Source organism: Streptomyces sp. OR43 (genome assembly GCF_008042275.1).
Classification (GTDB): Bacteria; Actinomycetota; Actinomycetes; order Streptomycetales; family Streptomycetaceae; genus Streptomyces.
Genome location: NZ_RDBK01000025.1, coordinates 161165 through 178227, shown reverse-complemented (window position 1 = coordinate 178227; position 17063 = coordinate 161165). Strand labels below are relative to the sequence as shown.

The 17063-nt window shown below is 71.6% G+C and carries 10 protein-coding genes and 1 pseudogene; 7 read left to right on the top strand and 4 right to left on the bottom strand.

All coding sequences use genetic code 11. The features are described from left to right. Positions 1 to 147: 147 nt before the first annotated feature. Together EAO72_RS41940 and EAO72_RS13555 are read left to right on the top strand one after the other, a co-directional pair. Positions 148 to 459, top strand: a complete 312-nt coding sequence (locus tag EAO72_RS41940) for a hypothetical protein (protein ID WP_187285035.1) — start codon at positions 148 to 150, stop codon at positions 457 to 459. A gap of 65 nt (positions 460 to 524) precedes the next feature. Beyond that, entirely contained in the window at positions 525 to 3242 is a 2718-nt protein-coding gene (locus EAO72_RS13555; RefSeq protein ID WP_187285034.1) for a toll/interleukin-1 receptor domain-containing protein, read from the top strand. Positions 3243 to 3381: 139 nt separating this feature from the next. Here EAO72_RS13555 and EAO72_RS13550 read toward each other — a convergent pair whose 3' ends face one another. Together EAO72_RS13550 and EAO72_RS43005 are read right to left on the bottom strand one after the other, a co-directional pair. Further along, positions 3382 to 6378 carry a toll/interleukin-1 receptor domain-containing protein gene (locus EAO72_RS13550; RefSeq protein WP_187285033.1) on the bottom strand — a complete coding sequence of 999 codons (2997 nt, stop codon included), beginning with the start codon at positions 6376 to 6378 and terminating at the stop codon, positions 3382 to 3384. Positions 6379 to 6406: 28 nt separating this feature from the next. Next, positions 6407 to 6641: pseudogene (locus EAO72_RS43005) on the bottom strand (bifunctional rhamnulose-1-phosphate aldolase/short-chain dehydrogenase); the annotation flags it as partial. Between the two features lie 34 nt (positions 6642 to 6675). On the opposite strand from EAO72_RS43005, the gene EAO72_RS13540 reads away from it, so the two are divergent. The 5 genes from EAO72_RS13540 to EAO72_RS13520 all read left to right on the top strand — a co-directional run bounded on the left by EAO72_RS13540 (position 6676) and on the right by EAO72_RS13520 (position 14322). Next, positions 6676 to 7308 carry a response regulator transcription factor gene (locus EAO72_RS13540; protein ID WP_148017812.1) on the top strand — a complete coding sequence of 211 codons (633 nt, stop codon included), beginning with the start codon at positions 6676 to 6678 and terminating at the stop codon, positions 7306 to 7308. A 130-nt stretch (positions 7309 to 7438) separates the two neighbouring features. Then, positions 7439 to 7852, top strand: coding sequence for a CU044_2847 family protein (locus tag EAO72_RS13535; protein ID WP_148017547.1), 414 nt, complete (start codon positions 7439 to 7441; stop codon positions 7850 to 7852). Between the two features lie 8 nt (positions 7853 to 7860). Next, positions 7861 to 10026: a VMAP-C domain-containing protein gene (locus EAO72_RS13530; RefSeq protein ID WP_148017546.1), complete on the top strand. Its 2166-nt coding sequence runs from the start codon at positions 7861 to 7863 to the stop codon at positions 10024 to 10026. Next, the gene (locus tag EAO72_RS13525; RefSeq protein WP_148017545.1) at positions 10023 to 10973 is read left to right on the top strand and encodes an AAA family ATPase; all 951 of its coding nucleotides are present in this window, start codon (positions 10023 to 10025) and stop codon (positions 10971 to 10973) included. The genes EAO72_RS13530 and EAO72_RS13525 overlap by 4 nt, the downstream gene beginning before the upstream one ends. Position 10974: 1 nt before the next feature. Continuing rightward, on the top strand, positions 10975 to 14322 hold the full coding sequence (locus EAO72_RS13520) for an SAV_2336 N-terminal domain-related protein (RefSeq protein WP_148017544.1): 3348 nt from the start codon (positions 10975 to 10977) through the stop codon (positions 14320 to 14322). 16 nt (positions 14323 to 14338) lie between these two features. On the opposite strand, the gene EAO72_RS13515 is transcribed toward EAO72_RS13520, so the two are convergent. Together EAO72_RS13515 and EAO72_RS13510 are read right to left on the bottom strand one after the other, a co-directional pair. Continuing rightward, complete coding sequence (locus EAO72_RS13515; RefSeq protein ID WP_187285032.1) at positions 14339 to 15769, bottom strand: MFS transporter; 1431 nt, start codon at positions 15767 to 15769, stop codon at positions 14339 to 14341. A gap of 91 nt (positions 15770 to 15860) precedes the next feature. Beyond that, positions 15861 to 17057, bottom strand: a complete 1197-nt coding sequence (locus EAO72_RS13510) for a lipid-transfer protein (RefSeq protein ID WP_148017543.1) — start codon at positions 17055 to 17057, stop codon at positions 15861 to 15863. Positions 17058 to 17063 lie beyond the last annotated feature (6 nt).

Here is a 17063-nt window from a genome sequence, read left to right as displayed (position 1 = left end):
CATCCGGACCTCGGGCCGGTCCGCGTATTTCTGGTCCAGCGGCCCGTATCCGGCGTTCGGCCGCAGGGATGCGTGGCGGCCGTCACCGGAAGGGGGCGCGCGCTGGCACCCGTGGAGGTGGACGCCAACTGGAGCATGGAGGGTCCGTTGCGATTCGCCTCTCCGGCGACCGACTCCACCAGGAACGTCTTCGTCGTCTACAACCCCGGTCGCTACGACGGTGTTCTGGTACTCGTGCCCACTGCGGACGGATTCGCGGACATCAGCTGGAGGAGCGCGGAAGACCACTACAGCGGCGGCAGATTCGCCTTCTACCACGCGAGGCCGGTCGGCCCCGGAAAGGACGGCGCATACGCGATCGTCCAATCCATCAAGGGGTGTGATCCCTCCTGTGCCGAAGGCGCCACCGCCAAGGTGACCTTGCGCTGGAACGGTCACGACTACCTGCCGACCGGCTGATGCCGGCGCGCTGGTTGCCGTGCGGGCGGGCTCTCGGTACGGCATCGGCCTGGCTTCGGTCCGCCGTGGCCGACCGCGGACCGGTCAGGACCGAGCTGGGGTACGGCGTCTTCCTGTCCTACAGCGGCGGGCGCGACCGGAGCTGGCTGCCGCGTCTGCGACAGGTGATCGAGAAGCAGTCCCGGCCTTGGTACAAGCCGCCACGTATCCGGGTCTTTCTCGACCGGACGGGTGTGTCGATCGGGCCGGAGCTGTGGGGCAAGATCGAGGCCGGTCTCGACCGTTCCGACTGGCTCGTGGTCCTGGCCTCGCCGGAGGCGAGGTCCTCGGTGTGGGTCGACCGGGAAATCGCGTGGTGGTTGGAGCACAAGTCGGTGCACACCGTCCTGCTCGTCGTCACAGCAGGGCAGTTGGTGTGGGACGAGCGGCGGGGCGACTGGGACCCCCACCGGTCGACGGCGCTGCCGGCCCGGCTGGGGGGAAAGTTCGAGCAGCAACCCGTCTGGAAGTCCGTGGCCCTCCTCCCCGACGGTGACATGGGGTTCTCTCCCGACGTCGAAGGTGTCGCCTTCGGTATCGCATCGGTCGTGCGTGGCCTCTCCGAGGACGAACTCCGCTCAGAAGGGCTCCGCGACACCCGGCGCAACCTGCGGACGGCCAGGGCGGTCGCCGCCGCGTTGGGCGCTCTGCTGCTGGTCGCGAGCACCCTGTCGGTGGTGGCAATCCGATCACGTGCCGAGGCCGCCCGACAGCGTGACCAGGCTGTCGTCCAACAACTGATCACCCAGAGCTCTTTGCTCGCGGGACGGGACCCGTTCGCCGCCCGGTTGAAGGCATTGGCCGCGTGGCGGATCAGTCCTTCTCCGGAGACCCGTTTCGCGGTTCTCGACGCATTGGCCAATCCGGCGTCCGGGGTGCTCACCCATTCGGTGCCCGTGGAGGCGGTGGCTTTCAGTCCCGATGGCAGGACTGTCGCCTCCGGCGGTGGTGACGGGGTGGTGAGACTCTGGAGGACGAGGACGCAGCAGGCGGCGGGGCAACCCCTCATTGGGCATCACCAGAGCATCACGTCGATCGCCTTCACGCCGGACGGCAGGACGCTGGCCAGCTCAGGCTTCGACGGAACCGTCCGGCTCTGGGACGTCGCTAGCCGCACCCAGATCGGCGCCCCCTTCGTCACCGCCGCCGGGGCGGTTCTTTCAGTCGCCTTCAGCCGTTACGGCAGGACACTCGTCACCGTGGACGAGGACGACTCGGGGACCATACGGGAATGGGACCTGGCGACCCACCGCCAGATCGGCCGGCCGCTCAGCGGTCCGGGACAGTTCCTCGCCATGAACTCCGAGGGAAGTGTGGGATCCAGAGCGGTCCAGGACGGCGTACAGCTATGGGACATCGCCTCCCGTAGACAGGTCGGAGGAGTACTGCAGAGCCGCGGCGGCATCGTCACGTCGCTCTCCTTCAGCCCCGACGGCAAGGTCTTCGCGGTCGCCGACTTCGACGGCGGCCTCCAGCTGTGGGACGCCGAGGCCAGGACCCCGATCGGCGAGCCGGTCGCTTCCCATTCTCCGGGGATCAGTTCGATCACCTTCAGCCCCGACAGCGCGATGCTCGCCGCCGCGTACAAGGACGGTGGTGTGCGGCTCTGGGACCTCCGGCGGAGCGGCCTGGTGGGCGGCCCGCTCATCGGTCACAGCACTACGGCCCGTGCCGTCGCCTTCAGTCCGGACGGATCGGTCCTGGCCAGTTCGAGCGAGGACACCACGGTCCGTCTCTGGGACATCCGTACGCTGCACCAGACCGGAGCACCGATCGACACGGGGTCACAGAGCGCGGCAGCGCTCAGCCCGGACGGGCGGGCTTTGGCGGTCGTGGACTCCAAGGAGGACGTGCGCCTCTGGAACCTCGTCACACGACGCCGGGCCGCCGGCCCGGTGGCCCGCGATGCCCACGAGCTCAGCCCCAGCCTCGCGTTCCGCCCCGACGGCGCGGTGCTCGCAATCGGGTCCGACGGGCTACGGCTCCAGGATGTCGCGGCCCGCCGGCCCGTGGGCGAACCACTGCTCGACACGGGCGAGGCCGGTGCGCTGACGTTCAGCCCGGACGGCAAGACCCTCGTCAGCGGCGGTCCGGAGTCCGTACACGTATGGGACCTGGCGGCGCAGCCTCCCACAGGCACGGTACTCGGACCCTCTTCCGTCAGCGTCGCGGTGAGATCGGACGGCCGCACCCTGGCCACTGTCACGGAGGACGACACCGTGGCGTTCTGGGACATGGCCACACGCCGCCGAATCGGCGAGACCCCGATTGATCACACCGCGCAGATAGCGGCGGTGGCCTGGAGCCCGGACGGCACGACGCTCGCCACCGCGAGCCGTGACGACACCGTTCGACTCTGGGACGCAACCACGCGCGAGCGGATCGGAGCCCCGCTGCGGGGCCATCGCGGCGGCGTCCTGTCCGTGATGTTCAGCCCTGACGGGAACACCCTGGCCACCGGGGGCCACGACCACACGGTCCGGCTCTGGGACATCGCCACCGGGCGCCAGATCGGCGATCCGCTGGAAGGACATGGTGCGGGTGTCACCGGTGTGGGCTTCGCCCCCAGCGGTAGGACGTTAATCAGCTGGGCCGACGACGGCACGGCCCGGCTGTGGAACGTCGAAGCGACGGTGGATCCGGTTCGGACACTGTGCGCGTGGGCCGGCGGCGCGTTCACCGCCGACCGGTGGCACGAGGGTGTGCCCACGGGACCCGCGTCCCGCCCGCTCTGCCCGAAGTGAGCGAGCGGGACGGCAGCGCGGCCGGTCGGCACAGCCCGAGGTCAGGCGACCGCCCCAACGGCCCCGAGGAGCAACGGAGATGCCGCCGCCTCGCGTCCCGACCGGGCGAATGGCCGGAACAAGACCTTCAAGACCTCCCTCATCGAGGGCAGGGGGCGTCCACGTCCAGACCACTCAGGTACCGGTCGTACTCCGCCTGCGGGAGCGCGCTGGACGCCAGATCGCAGAGGGTCCTCTGCCAGGCAGCCACGTCCATGGTGCGACGCACCAAGCCGCCGTCCGTGTCGAACGTGGTCACGGTGCCGTCCTCGCCGGCCAGCAGACGTGCGACCGTGGTGTCCTGACCGGACTCCTGACTCGGAAGCGTCCAGGAGCCTCGGGACTCGAGGGTGGCCGCGTCCCAGAACTGCAGGCCCCGCTCCGCAGCTGAACCGGTGGGCTGGACGAGGAGGGACGTGTCGCTGCTGAAAGCGAGATCCGTCATGCCGCTCGACGCGGTCGTGCCGGGTACGAACTCTCCCGTGTCCACGTCGAGCACGGAGATGAGACCGTCGAAGTTGATCACAGCGGCTCTCTCCCCCTTTGCACTGACCACGACCTGGTGCCCGTACATGGTCCAGACGGGTTCGATGGGGACCTTGCGTACCTGGCGGTAATTCTTCTCGACGGTCCACTTCCATACCGTCAGTTCGGTGTTGTGAACGAGGGCCAGGGTCGTACGGTCCAGACTGGTAGAGATGGCCATATCGACGTCCTCTCGGGCGAACGGTACGGACTGGACGACCTGCCACGCCCGGGTGTCGACCACCTGCACCGCGTCGTCGGTCGTTCCGACCACGTGGTCGCCGTCAGGCAGAAAGGTCACGGGCACGAACGCGCCGTCGAGTGTCGCCGTCCGACCTGTCCGGCTCCCGTCGCGCAGATCCCAGAGCGACACCGCGCCCTCTTGGGCCACCACCGCACGGGTGCCGTTCGGGGAGGCGATGACGGTGTCCTGGCGCAGGGATCGTCTCACGAGTCGCAGGGGCAGACGCCCGAGCTCCCGGACTCCGTCGGCGGTGACGGACCACACCTGTGTTCCGGATCCCGTGGTGCGGGAGGCCGTGCGATCGTCTGCGGCCAGTTCGGCGGGCTTGACGCGCGGTTTGTTCTGGAGCGGGACGCCCAACCGGAGGTTGGTGGCTGAGAAGAGGGAGACGGCGCCGTCCCCTGAGCCGGCGGCCACCCACTGTCCGTCCGAGGAGGCGGAGACGCTCGACACCGGCCAGGTGAAGGAGCCGAGGACACGTGTACGGCGCAGAGCCGCGTCGTACACACCCACCCTACGGCCCGCGGCGGCGTAGGCGTCTTCGCCCTGTGCGCCAGGCACCACAATCGCCCCGATGTCCTGCTCGGCGGTGCTGGCCAGTTTCCGGCCCGCGATCAGATCCCAGAGTTGGCGCTTCTCACCGACGTACGCCCTCGATCCGTCTGGGGAGAGCGTGACCTGCCTTCTCTCACCGACGGGGAAGCCAGGGATCTTCCGCCAGGCGCTCCAGGAGGCACCGCCCCGCCGGAAGTCACGGACCGCACCGACCCGGGAGTCGAGGGCAAGAAGGCTGTCCGAACCGTCGAAACCGAGGGCCACATTCACGGTGCCGCCGGTCTCGTCGCTCAGCAGGCGTCCGGTCCTCGCATTCCAGACGGCCACATGGAACCGGTATTCGGGCTCGTCGGGCGTGTAGAACGCGGCGGCGACAAGTTGTCCGTCGCGGGAGAAGGAGAACGCCCAAAGGTGCTTGAAGGCGCCGGCCAGGTCCTCTCCCTTTCCGGTCACGATGGTCCGGACCCGTCGGCGAGCATCCACGTCCCAGATGTCGATCCGGTTGTAGGGCCCCTCCACCGCCAGCGACTTCCCGTCCGCACTGAACTGCATCCAGCCGCCGTCCTGCGGCCAGCTCCCTCCTTCCAAGTTCGGGAGCGCTTTGCCGGCACCGATGTCGTAAAGGTGGATGTGTGTTTTCTCGCCGGACGCATCGGTATCGAAGTCCGAGTAGTACGCCAGCACGCTCCCGTCCGGGCTGACGGCAACCTTGGTCGCGTTGACGTGCGCCACTCCGTGGAAGTTGGCTACCTTCTCGTTTCCGGCCTGGAGGTGCCGGGTCACGCTTCCGTTGGCCACGACGGCCTGAGCCATCGCCTGCGCCGACTCGCCCGTGGGCTGGACCTCGTGGGCGTACAGCGCGAACTGCGCGGCCTTGCGCGGGTCCCGGGCGACCGTGTCGAGTGCGCGGGCCGCCAGCGCCTGCGAGGCGGAGGTACGGGCACGGGCGAGTGCCTCTCCGCGCTTCTGCCAGGCGTAGACACCGGCGCCGACGGCCAGCAGTGATACCACAGTGAGGGCGGCCACGAAGTTTCGGAGGACGCGGACGGCGCGACGCTGCATACGCAGGTCAGCACTGTCCAAGGCGTCTTTCGCCAGGCCGTGCAAGGGTGCGGCGAGGCTGGCCACCCTGTCGCGGAACGGGCTGCCTGGTGCCATGGAGCGGTCGTCGGCGTCGCGGAACGGCCGGAGGTCCACCCATAGCGGTTCGGTGACGAAGGCGCCGCGCAGCACCGGAGGCAGGGCATTGGTCCGGTTCCAGTCGAAGTCACCCGCGACGGGATCCCAGACGATGGTGCCCTCACTGACCGCGATGAGGAAGTTCTCCATGCCGTGGTTAGTGCGCCAGTACTCGATCTCCTCGCGGACCCACCGCGACTCCGCGGCTTCGGGGGAAGCCAGGCAGATGAAGTAGCGGGACGAAGCCAGCGCCGCCTTGATCGACCCGCCCAGGTCGTGGCCGGCGGCGAGGCTGGTTGTGTCCCGGAAGACCTTCGCTCCCGCACGGTGCAGCCACGGTGTTCGCAGGATGCCCTGCAGCCCTTTCTGGAGGGCTTCTGCCAGCGGTACATCTCTGGTATGGCTGTAGGAGATGAAGGCGTCGCGTTCCAAGATCTTGTCCCCGATGGTCCATGGCACAGATTGACCGGCGCAACTCAATTGACTGCGTGCGGATCTTAATGGCCTCACGAAACACAGAGGGCGATTTTGCGACACAGATCGAACCGTCAAAACGAGGGGCGCCTCTGCTTCCACGTCGTTCGTCCATCCCACACTGTCAATATTGGAAGTTTTGCCCCGTTCGCGCGGTGAGGGGCTTCGGCGCAGGCATCCGCAGGAGCTTTGCCTTCTCGCACGGAACCTTTCCGACTTGTTGATGGGGGCGTACGCGGAAAGGGCCTCGGCACCGCGCATGACTTTGATGGCCCGGGACAGAACTCCCCGGCCGTCCGCGCGGTCTGCTTGTCCTTGGCGAAGCAGAACACGCACACCCCCGGGATAAGCGCGATTGCCGGATCCTCGCCGCGTAGGGCGGGGCACGAGGTCGTTAGGCTGCTCCCCGTGAACGAGATGCCGCAGGATCACCGGCCGACCAAGTCCGTGCGGGTACTGCTCGCCGAGGACCAGGGCATGATGCGCGGCGCGCTCGCCCTGCTGCTCGGGCTGGAACCCGATATCGAGGTGGTCGCCCAGGTGGGCGCGGGCGACGAGATCGTGCCTGCCGCACTGACGTCGCGGCCCGATGTGGCGCTCCTGGACATCGAGCTCCCGGGCCGCAGCGGGCTGGACGCGGCCGCCGATCTGCGCGAGGAGGTGCCGGACTGCCGGGTGCTGATCCTCACCACGTTCGGCCGGCCGGGCTATCTGCGGCGCGCGATGGAGGCGGGGGCGGCGGGGTTCCTGGTGAAGGACGGCCCCGTCGAGGAGCTCGCGTCGGCGATCCGCCGGGTGCTGACCGGGGAGACCGTCATCGACCCGGCCCTGGCCGCCGCGGCGCTGAGCGCCGGGCCGAGTCCGCTGACCGCGCGGGAGCGGGACGCGCTGGTCGCCTCGGTGGACGGGGCGACGGTCGCGGACATCGCGGTGAAGCTGCATCTGTCGGAGTCGACCGTCCGCAACTACCTGTCCGCCGCGATCGGAAAGACCGGCACCCGCAACCGGATGGAGGCGGTCCGGGCGGCCCGGCAGCAGGGCTGGCTCTGAGGGCCGTGCCGGCGTCCGGCGCCGCGACACCTCACCGGTCCGGGCGCCGTTTCCGGCCCAATGCGTCGATCTCATAACCGAGTTGACCGGCCCAGCGTTTCAGCGCCCCCGGTCCGGCGACAATGTGGTCGTGTCCACTACACCTGACATCGAACTCGACGACGGCACGCCCGTCCGCTTCCTGCTCGCACCCGCGCCCGGGGCCGCTCCCGCGGCGCCCGCTCAGCAGCGGGACGGCGACCTTCCCGAGGGCATGGGGCGGGCCGTCCCCGTGGCTGCCGGGGGCCGGTCCGTCGCCAGTTTCGCGGTCGGGGCCCTGCGGGGCGCGCTGAAGCCCGTCGGCCCGCTGCTCCAGGAGGTCCACGACGCCGTGGTCGCCACGCCGGAGCCGCCCACCGAGCTGAGCGTGACGTTCGGTGTCCAGATCGGACAGGACCTCAAGCTGGGCATCGTGGGCGGCAACGGCCAGGCCCACCTCACGGTCACCGCCAGCTGGCGGCCGGTGCCGTCCCAGGGGGCCGGCGCACCGCCGGCCTCCGAGTGAAGTAAGGCATGGGGTGGTTCGGAGCCACGGGCGGCTGGCACCACGACGATCCCTCCCGCCTCGTGGTGACGGTGCGGCGCGCCGATGACGGGGGTCTGGCGGGCGCGGGCTTCATCCTTGGCCCCGACACGGTCCTGACCTGCGCACACGTCGTCAATGACGCACTCGGCCGACCGATGTTCGAAGCCCGGCCCCCGAGGCTGGAGGAGATCTCCGTCGTGGTGCGCGGTGCGTACGCGGACCGGTACGGCGGCTCGGAGACGTACTCCGCGCGCCTGCTCCACTGGGTCGCCCCGCGGGCCAGGGACGGCGGCGCGGTGCTCGAGGGGGACAACGAGTGGCTCGGCGACCTGGCCGTGTTACGCGTCGACGGGCCGGCCGGTGGTCTGCCCGCCGCTCCCGACCGTGCCGACATGTCGACCGAGCAAAAACTGAGCGCCTGGCACGGCAGCGGCGAGGACGCGACGCTGGCCCGGCTCACCGTCGCCTCGCTCCACCCCTCGATGGGCTATCTGGACGGCGAGGCGACCGGCATGGCGGTCGGCCCGGGATACAGCGGGGGTCCGCTGTGGTGCCGGCGTGAACAGGCGGTCGTCGGACTGGTCGTGGCGCATTTCATGCCGCCCCGGGACGGCGCCACCGGGCTGCCCCTTCCGCACAGCCCGCAGCACCTCGTGCGGCGCAGCTGGGCGATCCCCTGGCAGCGCGTCAGGAGCGAACTGGACGCCGTGGGCCTGCACGGGGTCCTGCCTCCGCAGGCTCCGGAACCCGAGGATCCGGCGCTCCTGCTGCTGACCGAGGCCATCGGGGACATGCTGTACTCGCCGAGCGAGCGCTCGGACTGTGCCAAGCGGCTGGCCCAGGCCTGCGGTGTCGGCTGGGGAAGCGACGTGACCCCGCCCTCGCCCGAGGAGTTCGCCCTGTTCGTGCTCACGCACCCGCGGGCCCTCGCCGCCTTCTCGGGAATCCTGCGGCGCTCCAGCGACCCGGCTCGCGCCGACCGCGTACTGGCCGCGGGTTCCCTCAGCGACGTCCCGCGGCTGCTGACACCGCAGGAGTACGCGGCACTGCTCAGGCACCTGCGGGCCACGGACCGCGACGTACTGGCGCGGATTCCCGAGGCCGCACGGGCCGCGGTGCCCCATGTGCCGGCCTTCCCCGGCGGGGAGTCGCTGGACGCGCTTTTGAACCGGCTCGAGGCACTGCCCGGGGACGGTCACTCCACGAGCGGGGAGCGCAGGGTCCCGGCGCTGCTGCGCGTCCTGGAGTACGTCGGCGTGCTCTGTCCCCCGGCGAAGCGGGCGGAACTGCGCATGTGGGCCGACGGGATCGCCCAGCGCCTCGGGATAGCCCGGCCGGCCCTGGGCGAGCGCCGGTCGGACGCCCAGGCCTGGGGCCGCTCGGTTCGTGACCGCTCCGCGCGCATGCGGGTCCTGGTCCAGGTGACGAGTGCCGAGCGGGGCCGCCACCGGCTGCGGATCTGGTGCGACGAGGGAGCGGGGCCCCGCCAGGTCTCCACGGACAGCCTCATGACCTATTCGGCGACGGACGGGGCGCGCGAAGTGCTGCGCGTCCTCGACTCCCTGACGCCGCCGGCCGACGACGAGCGGCCGCCCCTGGTCGAGGTGCTCGTCGACCGCGCGAGCCTCAACCTCCCGGTCGACGAGTGGGCGGCGCACGATCCCGGCGAGATCGTGCCGGGTGTGCTCGGTGTGGAGTTCCCCCTGGTCGTACACTGCCCCGAACTGCTGCGCCGGCACGGGAGGTTCATTTCCCACTGGCGCCGACGGTGGAGCCGGCTGGATTCGGGGAAGACCCTGGTCGTCTCGGAGTCGATGGACCCCGATGCCCTCTACTTCAAACTCGTCAACCAACTCGACACGGTGCGCGTCTGTGTGGACGTACCGCCCGGACCGCGGGACGGCATCGTGCAGACGTGTCTCGCTCTGGGCATTCCCGTAGTGGTGTGGGACCGCGGCCGGGACGGGGCCTCGCACCTCGCGCAGCACATGGCGGCCGTCGCCACCCGGGAGTTGCCCGACGGCGTACGCGACTACCGGGCGAACGCCCAGGCGAGCCCGCCCGAGTTTCCCGGCCGTCCGGTCCTCGCCTGGGCGGACGCCGACCGCACCGTGCCCCGGCTGCACCTGACCGAACCACAGGAGAGCGCATGACATCCGCTCCAGAGGCCGACTGGCGCCTCTTCCGCGGCGACGGGGAACCCCGGGCCGTGTCCCTGCCTCCGGCCCCGCCCTGGCGCCGGTTCACTCCGGGCCGGGCAGTCCATCCCGGCATGCCCTACGTGATCGAGGAACAGCACGCGAACATCGTGAACGCGGCCCTGCACCTGCGCCGGCCGCTCCTGGTGACCGGGCCGGCCGGCACCGGGAAGTCCTCGCTCGCGCACGCGGTCGCCCATGAGCTCCGGCTGGGCGAGCTGCTGCGCTGGCCGGTCAACAGCCGGTCCACGGTGAAGGACGCCCTCTACCAGTACGACGCGATCGGCCGGCTGCGCGAGACGACTCTGAGCCGGGACCGCGGCGAACGCGAGCCGTCCATCGGCACGTTCGTACGGCTGGGCCCGCTCGGCACCGCCCTGGTGCCGTCCGCGACTCCCCGGGCGCTGCTCATCGACGAGATGGACAAGGGTGACGTCGATCTGCCCAACGATCTGCTGACGGTCTTCGAGGAGGGCGTCTACGACATTCCGGAGCTGACCCGGCTCCCCGAGGACATGGCCGATGTGGAGGTGCAGACCCTCGACCACCGGGGGACGGTCCGGGTGCACCAAGGTGTCGTCCAGTGCGCGGAGTTCCCGGTCGTCGTCATCACCAGCAACGGTGAGCGCGACTTCCCGCCCGCGTTCCTGCGCCGCTGCGTACGGCTCGACCTGCCCGTGCCCGACGAGGAGCGGCTGCGGGCCATCGTCGCCGCCCACCTCGGGGATGCGGCCCTCGGGGCGGCCGACGACCTCATCGAGACGTTCCTGCGCCGCCGGGCCCCCGGAGAGCTGGCCACCGACCAGCTGCTCAATGCCGTGTTCCTGCGCACCGGCGGGGTCGACCTGGACGCGGAGGGCCTGCTGGACGCCGTACTCCACCAGCTGACCGGGGCGATGTGACATGGCCGGCGGCGGGGCACGGCTGGCCGAGGCGCTGCGGGTGCTGTCGGCCTGCGGCCACGACCTGGACGCGGATCAGCTCCTGGACGTGCTGTGGCTGGCCCGCAGCCTGCCCGCCGGCCCCGGCGCGCCCCTTCACCGGGAGCGGCCCGAGACACGTCCGCCCGCCGTCGGACCCGGCCCAGGACCGGACCGGGTATCCCTCAAGCGGCCCGGCCCGGAACCCGACGACGCGGATCTGCCGGACCTGACCGCCCCGTCCCTGTACGCGGCGGCCCGGCAACCGCCTCCGGTGCCGGAGCCGCTCCCCGCACCCTCCGGCCGCGGCTCCCGCAAGGCCATGCCGGTACGGGTCCCCGAGGAGAAGGCGCTCTCCGACGAGCTCGAACTGGGGCGCTCCCTGCGGCCGTTGCGTCGCCGCCGGGACAGCCGTCATCGCACGGAGATCGACGAGGAGCTCACAGCCGCCGAGTTCGCGCAGACCGGACTGGTCGACGTGGTGCAGCGCCCCGTGCGGGAGCGCTGGCTGAATCTGGTCCTGCTCGTCGACGACGGCATGTCCATGCTGCTGTGGCACCGGCTCGGGGCCGAACTGCGCACCCTGCTGGAGCGCCTGGGCGCCTTTTCCACCACCCGCGTCCTGGGGCTGGACACCACGGGCGCACGGCCGGGCCTGCACGCGCGGCCGTTCCGGTCCGACGGCCCCGGACTGCCGCTCAGCACGGTCAACGACCCCTCGGGGCGGACGCTGCTGCTGGTGGTCAGCGACGGAATGGGCGCGGCGTGGCGGTCCGGCGCGATGCACGACCTGCTGGCGGACCGGGCCGCCCGCGGCCCGGTCGCGGTCCTGCACACCCTGCCTTCGCAGATGTGGGAGGCGTCCGGGATCTCCGCCGAACTCTGGCAGGCCACCACCCGGCGGATCGGGGGTGCCAACTCCTCCTGGCGGATCGTCGATCCGGTGCTGCCGCCGGGCATCGCCCGCTTCGCGGGCATACCGGTACCGGTCCTGGCGCCGGATCCCGCGTCGCTGGGTGACTGGGCCCGGCTGCTCGCCTCGCCCGGCACGACCATCGAGCTGCCGCTGCTGGTCCGCCCGGGACCGTACGAGGCGGTGGCACCGGCCCGGGACGCGGGCAGTACCCAGCACTTCCGGGACGCGGCCACTCCGGAGGCGTACCGTCTCGCGGCCCATCTCGCGGCGGTCTCCCCGCTGTCGGTTCCGGTGATGCGGCTGGTGCAGACCGCGGTGCCGTGGCGGGCCGGCACCTCTCATCTCGCCGAGGTCTTCCTCGGCGGTCTCCTGCGGCCCCACCCGGCTCCGGTGCCGGGTCCGCTGCCGGCGAAGCACCGGGTCTTCGACTTCTCCGAGGAGTCCAAGGCCGTCCTGCTCGACGCGATTCCGCCGGCCGAGCTCCTGCGGACGAGCCGTCGGATCGGCCGCCGCCTCGATGAACTGGCCGGCCACTCCCCCGACTTCCCGGCCTGGCTGTCCCACCCCGACGGCTCAGCCCGGCTCCCCGGCTCGCACCAGCCGTTCACCAGTGTGGAGCGGCGGCTGCTCACCCGGTTCGGGGTGTCGTTCGGCGAGCGGTCGCCCGGTCCCGGGCCGGCTCCCGAGCGGGAGGTACCCGATGCCGACAGCTGGGGTTCGCTGCTGCCCGAGGATCCCGAGCGGATCGGCGCGTTCGTGCTGCACGGCCGTCGCCGGGGGCGCCGCACGGTGGTGTACCAGGGTTTCGACGCGCAGCACAACGAAGCGGCGGTGCGTGTCCCGCGCCCCGATCTGCCGCCGGAGACCGGCCGGCTCATCGAGGTGGAGGCGGAGGCCCTGGCCCGGCTCCAGGGGCAGTACGCGCCCACCCTGCTGGCCACCGGGACCCTGGGCTCCACGCCCTGGCTGGCCATGACCACCATCGCGGAGCCGTCCGCCCGGGACGCCCAGCCCCTGCGGCTCGACGAGATCTTCAGCCAGGCGCTCGCGGAGTCCGTGGCCCCGTTCGACACGCTGCGCGGGCTCCTCATCTCCTTCCACCTGGCGAACGCGCTGGCCCTGTGCCACATCAACGGGCTGGTGCCGGCGGACTTCGGTGCCGACGGGGTCTATGTGCTGCGCCGCACGGTGATGCTGGCCAACCTCTCGGACTGCGCCGTGGACGGGGAGTACCTGGAGCCGGGCCCCCTGCCGACGCGGGAGGACAACGTGCGTTCCCTCGGCGGGCTCCTCCAGCTCATCAGCAGCAAGGCCGGCTGGGAGATGCCCAACATGCCGGAGGGGATGCACCGGTGGCAGGGCGACACGTGGGAGCAGCTGCGCCGCCTCGTGCTCCGCTGCCTCGACGCCTCCCCGGCCCGACGCCCCAGCGCGAGCGAGGTCGCGGAGGTCCTCGGCACGTACATCGCCCGGACGCGCCCCCAGCGGGAGGACGCCGGGACGCTGCCCCCGCCGGCCGCCGCCCGCCGTCCGGCGCCCGCTCCGCTCCACCTGCCCCCGCGCGACGAGGCGTCCCCGTCCGGCGGGCCGGGGCCGCGCCTCGCCCGGTTCGGGTCCGCCCGCCGGGCGGCGGAGGGCCGGCTGGAGCGGCTACGGGTCCCGATGTCGCACGGCCGACGGCTGGCCCTGGTGGGCCCCTACCACTACAGCGGCCGGGCCACGACGACGATGGTCCTCGGCAGCCTGCTGGCGGCGGTGCGGGGCGAGCCCGTGCTCGCCCTTGACGCAGCCCTGTCCGTGGGGGGCCTCGACCCGTTCCTCGTGAACCGCAGCCGGGCGGTCCTGCGCAACGTGGCGGAGCTGCCGCGCTCCGCCTCGTACGAGGAGGTCCGCGCCTGCACGACCCGGCTTCCCTCGGGCCTCGAGGTGCTCGCTCATCACCGGGGTCACATCAGCCCGAATCCCCGCCACGCGCAGGACTATGTGCAGGTGCTGGCCCGGACGGCGCCGTACTACTCGTTCGTGCTGAGCGACTGGGCCCCGCTGCACCTGAACCAGCCGGCGGACGTGCTCCTCGACAACGCCGACGCCCTGATCGTCTGTTCCAGCACCACCGAGGTGTCCCTGAACGCGGCGGTGCAGGCGCTCGCGGGCATGAGGGAGACGGGGCGTGCCCACCTGGCGGACCGGGCGATCGTGGTGGTGTCCGAGGTCGACAGCCGCAGAGGGCGGCGGCTTCCCGCCGACCTGGCCGACCGTCTGCGGATCGACGCGGCCCATGTGGTTCCCGTCCCGTTCGACTCCGCGCTCCAGTCGTCCACCTGGAACCTGGGCCGTCTGCGGCCGGCCACCACGGAGGCCTTCCTGAACCTCGCGGAGCTGGTGCTGCCTCCCGCGGGGGAACCGCCGTCCTGACCGCCCCCGTCGGGCCTCAGCGCTTCGCCGGCCCGTGGCGCGGCAGCCAGAGGAGCATCAGCAGCAGTCCGCCGAGCAGCACCCCGCCCGCCGTCCGGAACGCCAGCGCGTAACCGGCCGTGAGCTCCACCGGGTCCGTGGAGCCGTCCGTCCGGGCCGCGGCGACCGTGGAGAGCACGGCCAGGCCGAGGGCGCCGCCCATCGTGCGGGAGGTGTTGACGAGGCCGGAGACCAGGCCCGCTTCGCCGGGAGCCGCGCCCGAGGTGGCCAGGGTGGCGAGCGGGGTGGCCGCGAGGCCCGTGCCGGCCATCATCAGGACGCCGGGCAGACAGACCGCCGTGAGGTACGAGCCGTCGGCCGTCATCGTCGACTGCCAGCCGAAGCCCGCGGCGGCCATCGCCGTGCCGATCAGGGCGAGGTTCTTCGCTCCGGTGCGCGCCATCAGCCGTGGCGCGCACTTGGAGCCGACCACGATGGCCACCGAGGTGGGCATCAGGGCGAGTCCGGCCTCCAGCGCGGAGTACGCCAGCACGTTCTGCGCGTACACGGTCATGAAGTACCACATGGAGAACGTGGCCGAGCCGATCACGAGCATCGCCACGTTCGCCGACGCCACCGCCCGCGCCGCCAGCACACGCAGCGGCATCAGCGGCTTCGCCGTCCGGGACTCCACCAGGACGAACAGCGCGAGCAGCGCGAGTCCGCCCAGCAGCGGCACCAGGGTCGCCGCGGCCGTCCAGCCCGACTCCTCGGTCTGCACGATGCCGTACGCGACCGAGGCGAGGCCCGCCGTGACGAGTACCGCGCCCAGGAAGTCGATCCGGCCGCGCTCGCCGGCCCGGCCCTCGGCGAGCCACAGCGCGGCGCCGATCAGGACGAGCACCCCGATGGGCACGTTGATGAGCAGGACCCACCGCCACGACAGGGAGTCCGTGAGCACCCCGCCGATCAGTCCGCCGGCCGCGCCCCCGCCTGCGCCGACGGCCATCCAGGTGCCGATCGCCCTGGTCCTGGCGGGCCCTTCGGGCACGGCGGCGGTGAGCAGGGTGAGGGTCGCGGGGGCCAGCACGGCCGCGCCGAGCCCCTGGGCGGCCCGGGCGGCGAGCAACTGCCAGCCCTCCTGGGCGAGTCCGCCGGCGAGTGAGGCCGCGGTGAACAGGCCGAGGCCGACGAGGAACATCCGCTTGCGGCCGTAGAGGTCGGCGGCCCGGCCGCCGAGCAGCATGAAACCGGCGAAGGCGATCGAGTACGCGTTGAGCACCCACTGAAGGCCCGCGGTACTCAGCCCCAGATCGGCGCGCATGGACGGGAGGGCCACATTGACGACGGACACGTCGAGCACGACGAGGAACTGCCCCGTGCAGGCCGCGAGCACGACCGCCCACGTTCGGGTCCGGGTAGCGCTGCCACGGTGTGTGGGCGTCGAGACGTCAACCATGAACGTCATACTCCCAGCCGCCCCACGCCCCGTACATCGGTTTCCGGACCGTGCCGGCCCCGGACCATCGGCGTAGGACCCGGGTCCCGCACCGTCGGCCTCAGCGCCGCAGCAGCGTCACCACCGCCGCGCCGCCGAGCCCGATGTTGTGGGCGAGCGCGGTCCGGGCGTCCGGTACCTGACGGGGGCCGGCCTCGCCCCGCAGCTGCCAGGTGAGTTCGGCGGCCTGGGCGATTCCGGTGGCGCCGAGCGGATGGCCCTTGGAGATCAGGCCGCCCGACGGGTTGACCACCCAGCGGCCGCCGTGGGTGGTGGCGCCGGACTCGACGAGCGCCCCGGACTCGCCCTCGCCGCACAGCCCGAGCGCCTCGTAGGTGAGCAGTTCGTTGATGGAGAAGCAGTCGTGGAGCTCGATGACGTCAAGGTCGTCGGCGCCGATGCCGGCGCTCTCGTACACCTGCCGTGCCGCCTCCCGCGACATGGGCAGTCCGACCGCGTCGATGCAGGTCCCGGAGGCGAAGGAGGCCCCGGTGTCGGTCGTCATGGCCTGGGCGGCGATCTCGACGGCCCGGTCGCCGAGGCCGTGCCGCTCGACGAAACGCTCGGAGACGACGACGGCCGCCGCCGCCCCGTCGGAGGTCGGGGAGCACTGGAGCCGGGTGAGGGGGCGGTGAATGGGTTTGGCGGCCAGCACCTCGTCGACCGTGTAAGGGTCCTGGAACTGGGCGTACGGGTTGCCGGCCGAGTGGCGGTGGTTCTTGGCGGCGACCGCGGCGAGCTGGGCCTCGGTGGTGCCGTACCGCTCCATGTGCTCCCGGGCGGCGTTGCCGAAGATCTGCGCGGTGGGCGGGGTCATCTCGAAGCCGTGGGCGGCGGCCATGATGCCGTAGTGCCGGGCGACCGGGGATGTCTTGAAGTCGCCCGCGCCACCGTCGGATCCACCGCCGCCGAGCGATCCGCGCGCCATCTTCTCGAAGCCGAGCGCCAGGACGCAGTCGCTGCCGCCGCCCTCGACGAACTGGCGGGCCATCATCAGGGCGGTGGAGCCGGTGGCGCAGTTGTTGTTGACGTTGTAGACGGGTATGCCGGTCAGGCCGAGTTCGTAGACGGCGCGCTGCCCGGCGGTGGAGGCCTGGAAGCAGTAGCCGACGGCGGCCTGCTGGATGTCCTCGTACGCGACCGAGGCATCGGTCAGCGCCGCGGTCCCGGCCTCCTTGACCATGTCCCAGTACTGCCAGTCGCGGGTCTCGGGCTTCTCGAACTTCGTCATTCCGACACCGACGATGTATGCCTTCATCACGTT